Source organism: Chitinophaga sp. 05T412, assembly GCF_056396465.1.
In genome coordinates, this window is record NZ_JBFTLN010000001.1 from 258,208 (window position 1) to 277,154 (window position 18,947).

Genomic DNA, 18,947 nt, shown 5'->3' on the forward strand with positions numbered 1-18,947 from the left:
CGTTCCGCAAAGCGTAAAAATAACAGTATGAGAAACAACCTGATCTTCTTATTATTCATCCTGGCCGGCGTCTACTCCTGTAAAAAGGAAACAGATCCCGTTTTTGATAAGTCACCGGATGACCGTATCAATGATACGTTGTCACATTACCAGCAGGTGCTTACCGGCGCTCCCTATGGCTGGAGGGCGCTGGTGTACCCGGCAGGCGTTCCCGGAAGCGTATACAGCTTCTATTTCAGTTTCTCCGATGCCAACCGGGTACAGATGTTTTCTGATTTCGATGCTGCCAGTACCAACAACGTACGCGAAAGCAGCTGGCGATTGAAAGCATTGCAACAGCCTTCCCTGCTATTTGATACGTATTCCTATCTACATGTGCTCTGCGACCCAGACGCCAGCCATAACGGCGGCGTTTACGGCAACGGCCTCGGCTCCGATTTTGAGTTTGCCATCAATGGTGTACAAGCTGATTCCGTTTGGCTCACCGGTCGCTTTCATGGCAGCAAAGCGGTGCTGATCAAAGCCACGCAACAGGACCAGGTAAACTACCTGCAGCATAAGATCAACCGGTCGATCGACAGCATTGGCGCACTGCTCACCTACTTTCACCGGCTGTCTACCAGCTCCGGCGATTATGATGTAAGCATTAACCAATACCTGCACCAGATCACCTTTACCTGGATAGTGGATGGGAAGCCACAACAGGTTACTACCGGTTACACCTATACGCCAACAGGCATTACCCTTATCCCCGCATTCATCACCAACAACATCGCCATCAGGAGCTTTGACCAGGTAAAATGGGAAAGCGGCGCCATCACCTTTACCATCAACAGTAAGCCCGCTAACATCAGCAATACGGCCACCTCACTGGTTATTGACTCGTCGGCAGCCCAGCGGTGGTACCGGTACGCCTTACAAAATGAGAAGTATTGGGTAACCGTTGGCGGGTTTCATGCAAACGGTAAAGATGATGCCTTTCACATCACCGACTTACCCCGTTACGCCTTTCTCACCTACTACCCGCAAATCAATGGCCCCGGTACCTCACTGGATCTTCTGGGCTTTGTGATAAAGCAGGATAATGGTCAGAATAGCATCGAGTTTGGTCCGGGTTACAGCGCTCCCACTTTCACCAAAGATGGACGGGTCATTTTTAACGACGATGGTTTTTATGGAGATCCTTCCAACTACGTCCCTGCCGTGCAAAAAACAAGAGCGCAGATGGCGGACCCGCAAGGCTACTACCTCGTACAAACCAGCGCATCCACCTTCGACATGGTCAATGCCAGAGATGGCAAATCGTGGATCAACTGGCAGACTTTCTAATTGCAACAACCAAATTCAAAACAGCCTCATATGAGAAATTGTACGGTTCGTTACTTATATAAAACAACATTACTTATAGGAGTACTACTCATGCTGGTAGCCCGGGTATCAGCACAAACAGATATCAGCATTGGCAATAGTACATCCGGTAATTCAGACGTGGGATATCCCTGCCCCTTGCAGGATTACTACGAAGGCAGCCGCGCGCAGTTCCTATACCGCGCATCTGAACTGCACAGTGCAGGTATGGCTGCAGGCGTGATCAGTGCGCTGAAATTTAATGTGCTTAATCTCAATGCCACTGACACCATTGAGCAGTACACCATTAAAATCGGCGTCACCTCCGATACTACACTGAACAGCGCCACCTGGATCACTGTCAGCAATCAGGTATACGGCCCGGTGGATTATCTGCCCAAAACAGGTATCAATATTCTCACTTTCTCTTCCAGCTTTTTCTGGAATGGATCAGATAACATCGTAGTGGAAATATGTAATGGCGCACCTGATTCAGACACACGTCTTACCTATAGTCACAATCCAGAAGTGCCCTTTACAACAGGTCTTCCTTTCAACGGCTCGCATACCTACAGAACCGATGGGCTCAACTATTTATGCGGTACCTCCAATACCAGTAACACGGGTACAATGACAACCCGTCCTGATATTAAATTTTTCTGGACACCAGCAGCTGCATGTACCGGCACACCTATCGCCGGTACGGCCACCGCTAATCCCTCTACCGTTTGTATGAACGGACCCGCAACTGTTACCTTGTCCGGTACCACCATTGCCTCAGGGATACACTATCAATGGCAGTCATCTCCCAACAACAGTACCTGGACAGATATCCCCAATGATACCACCAACAGACTGGAGACTACGCAAACAGTTACCACCTATTACCGTTGTAAAGTAACCTGTACTGCCAGCAATGCCACCGCTATTTCCAGCAGTGCAATAGTAACATCACCACTGGCGGTATCCGGTACCTTTACCATCAATAAAGCACTGCCTACCGGTGGAACCAACTTTGCTTCCTTTAATGACGCCTACAACTCGATCAAATGCGGAATCAACGGCCCTGTGACATTCAACGTAGCGGCAGGCGGCAGCGCCTATAATGAACAACTGCTGATCAGTCCTGTTCCCGGCGCCTCCGCCACCAATACCATTACTTTTAACGGTAACGGGGATACGCTGACCTATAGCGGTACTTCTTCTTCACCGGCGGTTATTAAACTCTCTGACGCGGATTACTTCACATTCAACAATCTCGTCATCAAGCCCATCGGCACCAACAACGGATGGGGAGTACACCTGACCAATGATGCGGATTATAACAGCATCCGCAACTGTACGTTTTTACTCGATACTACCTCCAGCTCTACCAGCAACGCAGGTATCGTTATCAGCAACTCTACTTCCGCTACCTCCAGTGGCGAAGCAAAATGCGACTTCAACACCTTTGCTGACAACAACATCAATGGCGGCTACTACGGTATCGTCTTAACCGGCAGCACTACATTTGCCAACGGTAACAATAAACTCATCAATAATAAAATCAGTAACTTCTACAGCTATGGTATTTATGTAACCGGCTCGTTTAACACACTGATTGAAAACAATATCATCAGCAGGCCTACACGCAGTAATGTTACTTCCTTCTATGGTATCTATTTTACCAACCTGAGTACGAAGGCAAACATTACCCGTAACACTATCCGTAACCCTTTTGGCGGCGCACCCAACAATACGAACACCGCCTATGGCATCTATTTCTCCAGCACCGATGCACTCTCCCAATTGGAGAATGTAGTCAGCAATAACCTGCTGTATAATTTTACAGGTAAGGGAGATGTGTATGGCATCTATAACTCAGGGTCAGACAACGTTTGGTATTATCACAATACCATAGCATTGGATGGCGCGTCTACCACCTCCGCGACTTATACCACCCGCGGATTTTACCAGACTTCCAAAGCAGATGGCGTTGAATTTGTAAACAACCTCATTTCTGTGACACGCTCCGGTGGCGGCAATAAATATTGTGTTTACTTCTCTGCTACCAATGGTACCATTCATGCCAACAGGAATGACTACTACCTGGCAGCGGCCGGCGGTACCAATAACGTTGGTTACTATGGCGCCAACAACGCCAGCCTGCTTGATTGGCAAACTGCGTCCAAACAGGATAGCAACTCCGTCAGTTCCAATCCGCTGTTTGTATCTGTCAGCAGCGGCAACTATCAACCGGCCAATGCCTCTATTGATAATAAGGGCACCCCCGTAAATATCACCGTAGATATTAACAACGCGACCAGGAGCACCACCACCCCTGACATCGGTGCATACGAGTTTACGCCCGGTCCCTGCGTAGCGCCACCTCTGGGCGGTAATGCACAGGTGAGTCCTTCCGTGATTTGTGTGAACAGAAAAGTATCCTTAACGCTGACAGACAATACCATCGGACTGGGACAAACCTACCAGTGGCAAAAATCTGCCACAGCTGCCGGCACTTACACACCGGTAGGTGGTTTGCTCACCAACCCGGATACTGTGATCACCGCTGTCACCACCTCGTGGTATCGTGTAGCCGTTACCTGTAGTGGTAATACGGCTTACTCACAGCCCATTCTCCTCACCGTCAACCAGGCTTTCCCGGCAGGATCTTACACTATTAATAAGAACATGCCTGCCAGCGCCACCAACTTTATCAGCTTCAATGCGGCTAAAGCGGCAATGGAATGCGGTATTCAGGGACCTGTTGTGATGAATGTAGCACCCGCTTCCGGTCCTTATCTGGAACAACTGGTACTGGATTCTATTGCGGGCACCTCTGCTATCAATACCATTACTTTTAACGGTAACGGCAATACGATAAAATTTGCACCCAGCGACGATAATGAAAGAGCCGTCATCAAATTGCGCAGCGCCGATCATATCACGTTCGACAGTCTTGTTATCGACGCCACCAACGGCGACTACGGATATGGCGTACAGCTGCTGAACAATGCTGACAGCAATAAAATCACCCGCTGCACCATCCTGACAGATACGGAAGGTACCTACTATGAATATACAGGTATCGTGGTAAATGGCAGCGAATCCAGTCTTGCCAGCGGTAGCAATAATGGTTGTGATGGCAACATCTTCTCAAAAAATACTATCACCGGTGGATACTATGGTATCATGATCTATGCAGAAACAGCCTCACCAGCTACCCGCAATAGCATCAGCTACAATACCATCAAAGAGTTTTATGAAACAGGTATCTCCGTAAGCTATACCACCAACACCCTGGTAGACCACAACGATATCTCCAGGCCAGGCCGTACCAACAACAGCTATTCTATATATGGTATCAGCGTGGAAAATAAATCGGCAGATGTAGTGGTAAGTAATAACCGCATCCACAATATGTTCGGTGGTGCACCTACTTCCACCTCTTCTGTATACGGGCTCGAATTTTCCTATGCAGATGCCACCGCGACCAACCCCGCCAAAGTTTTCAACAACGTGGTGTATGATTTGCGCGGACAAGGTACACAGTACGGTTTCTCCAACTACAGCGCCGATTATATTTATTACTATCACAACACCATTGTGCTGAACGATAGTAAAAATACTTCATCCAATACCACTGCCGGTCTATACCAGTCGGGCACTGCCACCGGCATACAATTCTTTGACAACATCCTTGACATCAGCAGGACCGGTAAAGGCAGCAGAATAGGTATCAGCATTGGTACTGGTACAGTGATGACCTCCAACTACAATGACATCTCTGTAAAAAGTGATTTCAATACCGCTTACACCGGCGTAACAGGCGCCAATTATACTACCCTGGCGGCATGGACAACGGGGACGAAACTGGATAGCAACTCATTGGCTGTTCCGCCTGTATTTGCAGATCCTGTTGCCGGCAACTTTGCCCCGGTAATATCTCCTCTTGATAATACCGGTAAAGCAGTAGGCATTACCACAGATATTCTGGGTACAAGCAGAAGTACTACCAAACCTGATATGGGCGCTTATGAAGTAAGTGTACCTAATTGCAGCAAACCGGTTGTACCAGGTACTTCTACCGTGTTCCCACTTACGCCGGTATGTATGGGCACCGACATTAAACTGGACCTGACAGGCAATAGTACCGGTGGTACCCAAACCTATCAATGGCAACGTGCAGCATCGGCTTCAGGTCCATGGGTAAACGCCGGCGATACCCAGTATGTAAGCGCATTCAATACTACCATCAGCATCGAAAACTACTACCGCTGTCTGATTGTATGCGGAGGTACCGACAGCGCTTATTCTACTACCGTAAAGGCCAATCTGAATCCGCCATTGCTGTCGGGTGTGTATACCATTAACCCGGCATTACCTACCAGCGCCACCAACTTCCAGTCGTTCAGCAGCGCTGTTTCCAAGCTGGAATGCGGTATAGCCGGTCCCGTTACCTTCCTTGCAAAAGCAGGCACCTACACCGAGCAAATCACCATGCATCATATCCCAGGCGCGTCTGCGGTGAACAGGGTTACCTTTAGCAGCGAAACCAGCAATGCTACTGCTGTAACGCTGACCTACACCGGTACCAGCGCACTGAATTATGTATTGAAGCTGGATAGCGTGGACTATGTTACCTGGAAAGCGATCACTGTTAAACCAGCAAGCACCACCAATGCAAGAGGCGTGGTGTATACCAACACGTCATCCTACGACAGCATCACCGCCTGCATCATCCCGCTGCCAGCTACTACCAGCACAGGAACCAGCATTAGCGGAATATATGGGGATGAATGTACCGGTACCGGCAACGTCATCAGCGGCAATACCATCAGCAAGGGATCTAATGGTATCTACTGGTCGGGGACTTATAACTCCGTTACGCCAGGCCTGGTACTGGACAGCAACAAACTGGATCAGTCGTATGTAAACGGTATTTATGCAGCATATACCGACAGCCTGATTATTCAGCGCAACCAGGTGAATATGAGCGGTAACCTCGCTTCCGATGCTTACGGTATCTATGCAGATAACCCCAACGGCTATATTATTTCCGGCAACAAAGTTAGTATCAACAATACCACCGATGATATCCACGGCATCTACCTGGAAAATGCAGATGCCAATGCAGGTATAAAAGGACTGGTATCCGGCAACCGGATCATTACACGGGGGAATATTAGCGGCGATGTGCGCGCACTGGAACTTTACGAGGTGAACGCTGCCACAATTTCCAACAACGTGATCAGTGTAAAAGCGAGTGGTACCAACGCCTATGGCATTTACAGCACAAGCAGTTCCAATCTCAATTACTATAACAACTCCGTGCTGAACAGCGGTGTTACTACAGGAGATAACTACGCCGCTTACTTCAGACATACCTCCAGCTACTATGGCAATGTGAAGGTCAAAAACAACATCTTTGCATCAGACACCAGCGGCATAGCGATGTATGTGGCGGACCCGCTTTACCTGAAAAGCGATTACAATACACTGTATACAAAAGGCACTGTCCTCGTAAAACAGGCAACACCTGCCGGCAGCTTTGCTACGCTCCATGACTATATCAGCGCAGATACCCTCGATATCAATTCCATCGTTTACAAACCTGCGTTTGTAGACGACACCACGCTGCAACCTGCCATTGCCAATCCTGAAGTATGGGCCATCCATGGTCGTGGTGTGCAGATAGAAGGTAACGACAAAGATATCAACGGCGCAACCAGACCGGTTAAGCTGACCGATGGCGTACCCGATATGGGCGCTTATGAATTCCTGCCAACAGCCGTACCACCCGTGTTACCTGCCTTCCCCGCCACACCGGCGCCGGGCGTAACACAAACATTTATGTTTGGTACGGATACCGTAACAAAAATCACCTGGAATCCGGGCACTGCCATTCCTACTAACATAGCAGTAAGACGTTACTCTGGTATTAAGCCACCTAACCTGGCTAACGGTACCGCATATATGTATTTCTATACAGATATAGATGTAACACCCGCCAACGGAGCCTACAATTTTAACATCGATCAGTTCTATCTTGATCCATGGCAAGGCTTTATCAGACGCCAGAAAGACATCAGAATGGGCCGTACTGACAATGCCAATACCTGGATAGTAGATTCCCTGAGCCATGTATACGATATCCCGAATGTCATCCGGGATAGTTCGCTGCACTTCCTGGATAAATTTACCGGGTTGAACGGCGGCGCCAACAATACGCAGTTGTTACAACCGGCCGACAGTTCCAACAGGGGCACCCGGTTCTGGGTAGGCTATGGCCATCACCAGTTCTTCAGCGGTGATAACACGCAGAACATGGTATTGTACCTCAATGCACAGGATTCTGCCAATGTTACCGTGCGTATCAATGGTACCAGCTGGGAACGTGTGTATCATATTCCGGCCAACAAAACCATCACTACGGAGATTATACCAAAGAACGGACTGAATGATGCCCGTCTCATAGAAGAAGGTTTGTCTGATAAAGGTATCAGTATAGAAAGCGATGTGCCCATTGTTGCCTATGCACATATCTATGGCAGCGCCTCTTCCGGTGCCACCATGCTGTTGCCGGTAGGTACCTATGGCTATGAGTATGCGACCTTGTCATCCAGACAGAATTACAGCACTGACACCTATTCCTGGTTCTATGTAATCGCCGACTATGACAACACCAAAGTAGAAATTACCCCTTCAGTACCAACATTAGCCGGCAAGCCAGCCAATACAACGTTCACGGTTACACTGAATAAAGGTGAAGTGTATCAGGTATTGGGCGCTATGATGCCAGGTGGCGGCAGTGAAGGATATGACCTGTCGGGCAGCCGTGTAAGATCAGTGATTAATGAAGATGGCAAATGTTATCCGATGGCCGTATTCTCCGGCAGCAGCCGTACCGGCATCGGTTGTGGCGGTTCCGCAGGTGGTTCCGGTGATAACCTGATCCAACAAAACTTCCCGTCACAGGCATGGGGTAAAAAGTACCTCACTGCTCCTACATCTAATAGCAGTGGCGCCAGCTCCTTTATGACCAATATATACCGCGTACTGGTGAAAGACCCTGCTACCGTGGTAAAAGTAAATGGTATTGTGTTAACAGGTTTGATCAACAACCGGTTCTACCAGTTTGAAAGCAATACAGCTGACAATATCGAAGCTAATCAGCCTATCATGGTGGCCCAGTACATGTCGTCCAGCGGAAGCTGCGCCAATACCAACGGCGATGGCGATCCGGAAATGATCTATCTGAGCCCGGTAGAACAGGGTATCAAAAAAGTAGGATTATACCGCAATACGCAGGAGGCCATCAACGTCAACTACCTGACCCTTATTATACCAACAGCAGGTGTGTCTTCCCTTTTAATCGATGGTAGTGCAACCGTTGACCATACTTATCCGCATCCTAATGCCACCGGCTATACGGTAGTAGTGAAACGCTGGCCAGCCGCACCGGCACAGTGTACTGTCACCAGTGACTCTGCCTTTACCGCCATCACCTATGGGCTCGGAAGTGTGGAAAGCTACGGTTACAACGCCGGTACTTTGGTGAAAAATCTGAACATCCTGCCTTCATTCAACAACGTAATGAATAACAGTGGTCAGAACAACACCTATACCTGTGCTAAAACACCATTCCGCTTCTCTATGCTGATACCGGTGAAACCAACCAGTATCACCTGGAAATTCAGCCAGGTAGCCAATCTGTCGCCGAAAACAGATATCGTACAAAACAACCCGGTACCGGTAGATTCTATGATCAGCAATGAACGTAAATACTATCGCTTCACCGTACCTGCAGACTATATCTTCAGTAAACCAGGTATGTACGATGTACCTATCCTGATTTCACATCCGGATATAGAAAGCTGCAGCAATAGCTTTGAAAGCATCCTGCAGATAAAAGTAATCCCTGCACCAGTGGTGAACTTCAGTGTTGATTACACCGGCTGTTTAAATGATGGCGCCCTGTTCAAAGGAACTGCTGTTACCAGCAACGGTGTAGCTATCGGCAGCTGGAAATGGAACTTTGGCGACTCTACTTTGGGGACTGCCAAAGACACCCTGAAATACTACAAGTATCCAGGTGTGAAGCAGGTAAAACTGAGCATTGTAGCTGCAGAAGGTTGCGTAGGCGATACCACCAAAGAAGTAGAAGTATACGCCCCTGCCCTTGCACAGATCGTAAAAGACTCCATGACGGTTTGCAGTGGCACCAACGTAACCCTGTCTGCCAAAAATCCGGAACCAGGCGTGTTGTATAACTGGTACGACGCACCGGTAGCAGGCAATCTGTTACATACCGGAGACGACTACACGATTAATAGCATCGCGGCCGATGGTACCTACTATCTCGAAACACTCACCCATGGATGCCCCGGCACGTCCCGCGCCAAAGCCATCGTGCATGTGTTGCCGGTTCTTGCTACACCGGTAGTAACGGTAGACAGCGTAGACGTGAATATGATCCGGTTTAAATGGAAGGCAATAACCAACGCCACCGGCTATGAAGTATCCGTTGACGGCGGCACCACCTGGACCCTGCCTTCATCTGGCAGAGAAGGACTGGTACACATTATCAGCGGCTTACAACCAGTGCAGACCGTGAAACTAATGGTACGTGCAAAAGGTTGCGAAGACAAAGTATCACTGCCTGCAGAAGGAAAAACCTTACCTGACGGCATTTACATTCCAAATACGTTTACGCCAAACAACGATGGTAAAAATGATGTGCTGTTGGTATACGGATATATCATCAAACAAATGCACCTGACCATTTTTGACCAGTGGGGCGAAAAAGTATTTGAATCCAACAACCAAACAACGGGCTGGGATGGCCAATACAAAGGGAAAGCATTGCCTTCCGGCGTGTACATCTATGTATGTCACCTTACCCTTACCAATGGCAGCAAAACAGAAAAGAAAGGAGTTATTAACCTGATTCGTTAAAAGCAGTTGTATGAAAAAGATCAGCATAGCAAAACTGTTATTGTTTGCCACCGGATATATGACGTTGCATTGGCCTTGTGCCAATGCAACTATCCCGGTCTTCCGGCAGGGAATGGACACGATCCTTATGAACAGCCAGTCGGTACTGGTATATCCTAACCCGGTGATGACAGCCCTGCAAATACGGTCTCGCAAACCTATTCAGCAGCTGATACTCTACGCCATGGACGGCAGCACTATTAAAAAGGTAGCCACCACCGGCAAACAGCACCAGCTATACGTACAGGATATAAAGAGCGGAGCATATATGCTGAATACCATTTTTGAAGATGGTACCAGGACGTCGAAGATGATCATCAAACAGTAATCATTTCAATATGAAAAATTGAAGCAGATGTCAACAAAGCTAATATATTACAAAGCACTTTTGATTGCCATATCCCTGATCCTGTTTCAGTTCGTAGCCAATGTTGCATACGCCCAGAATCTTTCCAACAAGGGGAAAGATTTCTGGGTGGGCTACGGACACCATCAGTTCATGGAAATGGGACAAAGCAACAGCCAGGAAATGGTCCTGTATCTCAGTGCTGAACAGCCGGCTACCGTCACGGTTAGCATCACCGGTACTTCCTGGACGCGTACTTACAGCATCCCGGCAAACACAGTGATTGCATCGGACCTGATTCCTAAATCAGGCGCTATTGATGCCAGGCTTTATTCCCTTCCTCCATCTTATGGCGGTACCGGTGGAGAAGGCATCTTTACCAGTAAGTCTATTCACATACAAAGCAATGTCCCCATCGTAGCCTATGCGCATATCTATGGCAGCGCCTCTTCCGGCGCTACCATGCTTATGCCGGAAGAAACCTGGGGCTATTCCTATATTTCGGTTAACAGTATGCAGAACTATGCAGACGACTGTTTTTCCTGGATGTTTGTGATTGCCAACCAGAATAATACCGTGGTGGAAATTACTCCTTCGGTACTCACGCGTAATGGTCGCCCTGCCGGCGTACCTTTTACGGTTACCCTGAATCGCGGCGATATCTATCAACTGGTAGGCGCCTCGCTTGGCGGCGGCGTAGGCCGGCAGTTAACCGGTACTACTATTAAATCCATCGGTAACCCCATGGGGCAGTGTTACCCCGTAGCAGTATTTTCCGGCAGCAGTCGTACCGCTATCACCTGTAACAACAGCAGCAGCAGCGGCGATAATAATATCCAGCAGATCTTTCCTTTCCAGGCATGGGGTAAACGTTATCTGACGGCACCTACTTCGGAAGATGATATCCCTTCTACCCTGCAGTATAATATTTATAAAGTAGTGGTAAAAGATCCTACTACCATTGTAAAAAGAAATGGCGTCACACTCACTGGTTTGATTTCCAATTCTTACTACGAGTTTGTCAGCAATACAGCCGATTATATTGAGTCCAACAAGCCCGTACTGGTAGCGCAGTTCATGGCGTCTTCCGGCGCCTGCGGCAACAGCAACGGACTTGGTGATCCGGAGATGGTATACTTAAGCCCGGTGGAACAGGCCATTAAAAGGATAGGTTTTTACCGAAACGACCGGGAGTTTATAGAAACCAACTATCTCACCATGATCATCCCTACGGCTGGTGTTCCCTCTCTGCGCATAGATGGCAGCCCTTTATATGACTTCGCATATCCTCACCCTAACCTGAACGGTTATACGGTAGTGATAAAGCGATGGCCCGCCGCTCCCGCGCAATGTATTGTAAGCAGCGACTCTGCGTTTACCGCTGTTACCTATGGCCTGGGTAGCGTGGAAAGCTACGGCTACAACGCCGGTACGCTGATCAACAACCTCAACGCAGTGGGATCTATCCACAACAGTTATGACACCTCTAAAGCATCTAATGACTTTACCTGTACCAATACGCCGGTAGAGCTGTCCATTTTAATGGCTTACCAGCCCACCAAAATGGTATGGAAGCTCAGCTCCCTCGGTACTGTTATTACGCCGAATACAGATGTAACGGTGAACACACCGGTAAGTACCGGCACCGTGCTGATCAATGGCATTACTTACTATAAATATTCATTGCCCGGCACCTACCAGTTCAGCACCATCGGGGAATATGATATTCCGGTGATGTCAACACATCCCAGCATAGAAAATTGCACCAACACGGAAAAGGTAGGCTTTACCATATTGGTGAAAGGCAAACCCCGTGCGGTAATGACCTATGCGCATACCGGGTGTACACTGGACACGGTGTATTTTAAGGGAGATACCAGCCTGAAAGTTCCGTTGATTGACCGCTGGAACTGGGAATTCCCGGGGGCGGTAAAAGACAGCGGCATAACGGTAGGCAAAGTATTTCCGGTAGGCACTGCCGCCATAAAGCTGACGGTGATATCAAAGGATGGCTGTGTGGGAGACACCGCCTTCCAGGTGGCAACTGTCGCTAAGCCCGTAGCAACATTCACTACAGATGCTGCCACACTCTGCGAAGCAGGCGTGCTGAAAATTACCGACAACTCCACGTATGGTGGCACTGCTCCACTGAAATCGTGGTACTGGAATTTTGGCAACGACTCTGTATTAACCGCCACTACCGGCGCCGCACAAACCATTACCTACAAAGATCATAATACCTACACCATCAAGCATGTAGTAAAAGTAAGCGAGCTGTGTGTCAGCGATACCGTATCCAAAACCCTAACAGTATACGCGAAACCCACACCGTTGTTCAGCTATCCGGGCGATTGCCTGCCGGTAGGAGGTTTGGTGCAGTTTACCAGCGGTGCTACGGTCCCGGACGCACAAACACTGACTACACATGCCTGGAATTTCGGAGACGCCAACGCAACGGGAACAAATCCGAATACGTCTGTACTGAAAGATCCCACGCACGCCTATACGAAGTTTGGCACTTATTCCATTAAATACAGTGTTACTACCGATAAAGGCTGTACGAAAGACACTACGGTAACGGCTACCTTTAAATTAAAACCGCAACTGGCGTATGCAGCACTGACCGGTGTTTGTGTAAATACACCAGGTACCGTAGCAATAGGCAAAGCAAGCATTCAGAACGGCGTAACCGGAAAGGGCTACTACCGCGGACCTGCCACTGATTCAACTGGTAACTTCACACCAGCTACCGCCGGCGCGGGTACACATACTATCTGGTATATCTTTAATACCGATAGTGGCTGTGCCGATTCCATCTCCACTACCATGGTGGTATATCCTAAACCGGCAGCGATGTTTACCGCCGGCACGGATCTGTGCCTGGGTCAAAACACCACCTTCACCGACCAGTCTACTATTTCCACTGGCAGCATTACCAACTGGAAGTGGGATCTGGCAGACGGCACACAGAAAAACAACACCAATAACAATCCGTTTACCATCACTTACCAGAAAGACAGTAACTATCTCGTGAAACTGGTGACGGTGAGTGATCATAACTGTATCAGTGACACTGCTAAAGTTGCTGTACTGGTACATCCTTTACCAGTAGCAGGTTTCAGCTTACCGGCCAAAGTATGTATGCCAGATGGCAATGCTGCTTTTGTCAATCTCACTACCATAAAAGATAAAACAAGCCTGGCCTACCAGTGGAATTTCGGTGACGGTGGCGCCGGTGCTGCCACTAAAGACCCTACCTGGCAGTACAAAGCCTTCGGGCCATTTGACGTGAAACTCATAGCCACCAGCGCTTATGGCTGCAAAGATTCAGCTACCAAAACGCTGAGCGCTTTCTTCGGACAGCCAACGGCTTCCTTTAAAGTAACGCCAGATACCCTTTGCCAGGGAACTGACAACGTATTCACGGATCAGAGCACCGACGCCACCGGTACTATCAACAAGTGGCAGTGGAGCTTTGGTGATGGCACTGTTTCTACCGATCAAAACCCGGTGAAAAAGTATACCGCGCCTGGCGAATACCCGGTGCAGCTACAGGTATCCAACCAGTCGGGATGCGGCTCGGCTGCATATAGCAGCAAGGTGATCGTTTACCTGCAACCGGTAATTGATGCGGGGCCTTCATTTGTAGTGCCACAGGGTACCGTTATCAGCTTCAAACCAGTGGCCAACGACTCCGTACACCTGCAATTCTCCTGGGCCCCTGCAGCCGACTTCCCTGATCCAACGCTGTTCTCACCGGTAATACCTGCGATGCACGATGCCGCCTATACGCTGACTGCTATCGGCAAATATGGTTGCATGGCCCGTGATGGTATGACCGTGAAAGTGCTGAAACCCGTTGCACCTCCAACAGCTTTCTCTCCTAATGGCGATAATATCAACGACACCTGGATCATCACCAATCTGGCTGATTATGCAGAAAGTACCGTAGAAGTATTCAACAGGTATGGCGAAAGAATATACCGTTCTACCGGCTACAACGTACCGTGGGATGGCCGGTTCAAGGGCAATGTGCTTCCAATGGCTACTTACTATTATGTAATCCGGCTACGGACAGGTATTGCACCTATAACAGGTTATGTAACAATTATCAGGTAAAATAAATCATTCACATAAAATTATATTGTAAATGAGAACGATCATTGCAACCCTAGTCCTCCTTGCTGTGGCCACTTGCACCGGTACCCGGTTGATGGCACAAACAGATCCACACTTTTCGCAATACTACGTGTATCCGTCGTGGTTAAACCCTGCATTAACCGGTGTATTTGATGGCGACTACCGGGTAGCGGCCATTTACCGCACCCAGTGGGGCAACATCAGTCCGTTTAAGACCTATGGCGTGAGCGGGGAAATACCTACCAGTCGTAACATCAACATCGGCGCCAGCGTATTAAATCAAACTGCCGGCGATGGTGGATACAACTATACCACCGCTTATGTGAGCGCGGCTTATACCGGTGTAAAACTGGATGCATCGCATTATCATCAGTTGAACTTCGGGCTGCAACTGGGTTTTATACAGCGCAGATTTGATCCCTCCAAGCTGACATATGGAGAGCAGTGGAATCCGGTAACCGGCTACAATCCTGGCAACCCGATATCCGATGCACTGACGCGTACTTCCGCAGGCTCCTTTGATGCAGGCGCCGGCGCATTATATTATGATGCCACTCCCGGAAAAAAATTCAATATCTATGGTGGCTTCTCTGTTATGCATCTCACAAAACCACAGGATCAGTTCAGTGCAAAAGGTGATGCCCGCTTCCCGATGCGATTTAATGTACACGGTGGCGTAAAACTAACGTTATCGGATATACTGAGTATTACTCCCAACTTCCTCTTTATGCAACAGGGACCTGCCCAGGAAAAAATGATTGGTGCTTATGGACAGCTGAATGCAGCTCCAGGAACCGATTTCCTGCTAGGTCTGAACTATCGCTATAAAGATGCTATTACCACACATGCGGGTTTCATTTATAAAAATATGATGCTGGGCGCCAGTTATGATATCAATACTTCTGATCTCAGCAAAATGGCGCACGGCTCCAACAGCTTTGAAATATCACTGACGTTCATCGGCCGCAGATCGGTAAGAACACCTGATGTGGAATTTGTTTGTCCAAGATTGTAATCAACTTTTAAAGCAACAGTATCTCATGAAAAAAATATTTTTCACATCAGCAGTATTGTTATCGGCGATGGCATCTTACGCGCAGTTCACGTATAACTATCTCAAAGCAGCGGATCAATACTACAGCAAAGCCGATTACAATTCAGCGGCTACTTACTACGAAAAGTATCTCGGCTCGCGAAATAAAACGGTGAAACCGGATACCTATAAGCCTTATGCGGCGGTATCTGTTATCAAAAATAAAACAGTAAAAGTCAGCAGCGAGCAACAGGCCGTTTATAAGCTGGCCGAGAGTTACCGCAATCTGCATAATTATGGCAAGGCCGCACCGCATTATGAATCGGTGATGGAACTGGATAAAACCAGTTTCCCGCTGGCTTCCTATTACTATGCCGTTTCCCTGCGGGCACTGGCTAAGTATGAAGCAGCAGCCCAGGCGTTCCGCAACTTCCTGAACGGTTATGGCACCGATGATAAATTCACCGAAGCGGCAAAAAGGGAGCTGCAAAACCTGGAATTTATTACGGCCCAGTTAAATAAAAAAGATCTGTCGGAGTACAAGGTAACAAAAGCGCCGGCGGCGTTAAACACTACCGGCGCCAGTTACGCACCTTTGTGGAATAACGGCAGCAACCTGATCTTTACTTCTACCCGGCCCGATAGTTCCTTCCAGCAGCATCACACGTATATCAACCGGCTGTATACGGCCGATTATGAAGCGGGACAGGTATCCAACATCCATCTGTTGCGGCTGGATCAGCCGGAAGGACTACACCAGGGCGCTGCCTGTTTATCGCCCGACGGGCAACTGCTGTTCCTCACCCGCTGGCATATAGATCATGGAAAAAAAATATCGTCCATTTATATCTCCCGCAAAATTGGAGACCACTGGAATGATCCGGTACCCATGGATGCCATGGTCAACACCGCGGGTAATAATACCCAGCAACCGTATCTTTTGGGAGATGGTAAAACATTGTTGTATGCCAGTGACAGGGCCGATGGATACGGTGGTTTCGACCTCTGGTATGCTACCCTTGATGAAAGCGGTAAGCCACTGCAAACGGCCAACCTCGGCGAAGTAATCAACACTGCCGGCAATGAACAAGCGCCATTTTACCACGCAGCTACCGGCACGCTGATCTTTTCGGCAGATAACCGAATTGGTATGGGGGGCTATGATTTCTTTTCTTCCAAAGGAAATATCGGTAGCTGGAAAGCGCCGGTGAATATGGGCTACCCGGTGAACTCGGTAAAAGATGACATCTATTTCACCAGCAGGAGCAACAATAAAAATCTATTGGATGAAGTATTGTTGGGCACCGACCGCGCCGCCGAATGCTGTCTGGAATTATTTTTCGTGCATAAAAACCGGCCGTTAAAACAACTCAGTGGCACGGTAGTATCCTGCGACAACCAAACGCCGCTGGCCGGTGCCGCCGTCAATATTATAGATACCGTTAGCAATAAAGTGGTGTTTACACAACAAACCGGCACAGACGGCAGCTATGCTTTCACCATCCCGGAATTTGCGCCGTTAAAAGCAGTAGCTAACGCCGACGGATATACGACAAATTCACAACAGATAACCCTGCCGGCCAATGAAGATACCACTGCTATGACGGTGCCGGTATTATGTCTTGTCAAGCTTGTTACACCGGAAGCACCGGTGGTGCTGGAAAATGTGTACTACGATTTCAGCAAAGCCACCTTGCAGGAAGCCTCTTATGCTTCGCTGGATAAACTCGTGGAGCTCCTCCATGCTAACCCGGGCATGTACATAGAACTCAGTGCGCATACCGACAGTAAAGGCTCCGCTACTTTGAACCAACGCCTGTCGGAAGCCCGTGCAAAGAGTTGTGTGGATTACCTGGTCAGCAAAGGCATCGACCGGAACAGGCTCTCTTACATAGGCTATGGCGCTACACAACCGGTGGCACCTAACACACTGGAAGACGGCAGCGACAACCCGGAAGGAAGACAAAAGAACAGGAGAACTGCTTTTACCATTATTAAAAAGTAACAGCCCGGCTGTTTCACCCAAAATCACTGATCCATGAAAAACATTGTGCTCACAGGTTGGTTACTGCTGCTGCTACATTTTGCGCAGGCACAGCAACAGCCACATTATACGCAGTACATCATGAATCCATTTATTATCAATCCCGCTTTGGCAGGTATTGAAAATTACTGGGACCTGCGTTTAAGTCACCGGCATCAGTGGGTAGGTATGAAAGGCTCGCCGGTAACTACCTATCTCACCCTGCAGGGGCCTTTGCGTAAATCGGATTACAGTACTGCTTCTCCTACCGGCTTTGATCCAGCAGGCGATAATCCACGTGGAAGGGCTTACTGGCGGGATTATACTACGCCGCCTCCACATCCCGGTGTGGGGCTCACCGTCCTCAACGACAGGACCGGTCCTTTGAATCGCTTTTCTGTAACAGGCGCCTATGCGCATCACATCAACCTTTCCCCAAGAACCAGCGTGAGCGCAGGCATCGGAATAGGGATGCAGCAGGTGAGTCTCGACGCCAGCAAAGTGGAGTTCTTTGATCCATCAGATCCCGTGCTGGGCAGCAGTTCCGGCGTACTGAATAAGTGGAGGCCCGAAGTAAATGCCGGGCTTTGGCTTTATTCTGCCGATTACTTCGCTGGCTTGTCTGTACAGAATATTATCCCGCAGCAAATTGGTTTTGACAACGGCAAGGTAGTAGGCGATTCTGTTTACAGCGGCAAGCTGGTGCCACATTTATTTTTTACAACCGGCTATCGCTTATGGATAAACGACGATCTCAATGTGATACCATCCGTAATGCTGAAACTGATTACCGCCATGCCGCTGAGCATAGATATCAATGCCCGGTTTATGTACCGCGACCGCCTCTGGATGGGCGCTTCCTACCGGTTGCATGATGGCGTATCGGCTATGTTTGGCGTGAATATCAACTCACAATTTAACATTGGCTACTCTTACGACTATACGGCGTCTTCGTTAAATACCGTTACAAAAGGCTCACACGAAATCATGATCGGTTTCCTGCTGGGCAACAAGTACGGCGACACTTGCCCACGGAACGTATGGTAGCACCATTATCTTCTTATTCTTTTCATTCATAA

Annotated in this window: 7 protein-coding genes; all 7 read left to right on the top strand. The window is 48.6% G+C overall.

Going from position 1 to position 18,947, the window contains the following annotated elements; all coding sequences use genetic code 11:
• Positions 1-27 precede the first annotated feature (27 nt).
• The 7 genes from AC1DFM_RS01050 to AC1DFM_RS01080 are packed head-to-tail and all read left to right on the top strand — an operon-like array spanning position 28 to position 18,915.
• Positions 28-1,329 carry a DUF4302 domain-containing protein gene (locus tag AC1DFM_RS01050; protein ID WP_477074869.1) on the top strand — a complete coding sequence of 434 codons (1,302 nt, stop codon included), beginning with the start codon at positions 28-30 and terminating at the stop codon, positions 1,327-1,329.
• 30 nt (positions 1,330-1,359) lie between these two features.
• Complete coding sequence (locus AC1DFM_RS01055) at positions 1,360-10,287, top strand: T9SS type B sorting domain-containing protein (RefSeq protein WP_477074870.1); 8,928 nt, start codon at positions 1,360-1,362, stop codon at positions 10,285-10,287.
• Between the two features lie 10 nt (positions 10,288-10,297).
• The gene (locus AC1DFM_RS01060; protein WP_477074871.1) at positions 10,298-10,654 is read left to right on the top strand and encodes a T9SS type A sorting domain-containing protein; all 357 of its coding nucleotides are present in this window, start codon (positions 10,298-10,300) and stop codon (positions 10,652-10,654) included.
• Between the two features lie 27 nt (positions 10,655-10,681).
• The gene (locus AC1DFM_RS01065; protein WP_477074872.1) at positions 10,682-14,791 is read left to right on the top strand and encodes a PKD domain-containing protein; all 4,110 of its coding nucleotides are present in this window, start codon (positions 10,682-10,684) and stop codon (positions 14,789-14,791) included.
• A gap of 31 nt (positions 14,792-14,822) precedes the next feature.
• Positions 14,823-15,827 (top strand): PorP/SprF family type IX secretion system membrane protein, encoded by a 1,005-nt coding sequence (locus AC1DFM_RS01070; RefSeq protein ID WP_477074873.1) that lies wholly within the window; start codon positions 14,823-14,825, stop codon positions 15,825-15,827.
• Positions 15,828-15,852: 25 nt separating this feature from the next.
• Positions 15,853-17,850, top strand: coding sequence for an OmpA family protein (locus AC1DFM_RS01075; RefSeq protein WP_477074874.1), 1,998 nt, complete (start codon positions 15,853-15,855; stop codon positions 17,848-17,850).
• 33 nt (positions 17,851-17,883) lie between these two features.
• The gene (locus tag AC1DFM_RS01080; RefSeq protein ID WP_477074875.1) at positions 17,884-18,915 is read left to right on the top strand and encodes a PorP/SprF family type IX secretion system membrane protein; all 1,032 of its coding nucleotides are present in this window, start codon (positions 17,884-17,886) and stop codon (positions 18,913-18,915) included.
• Positions 18,916-18,947: the final 32 nt, after the last annotated feature.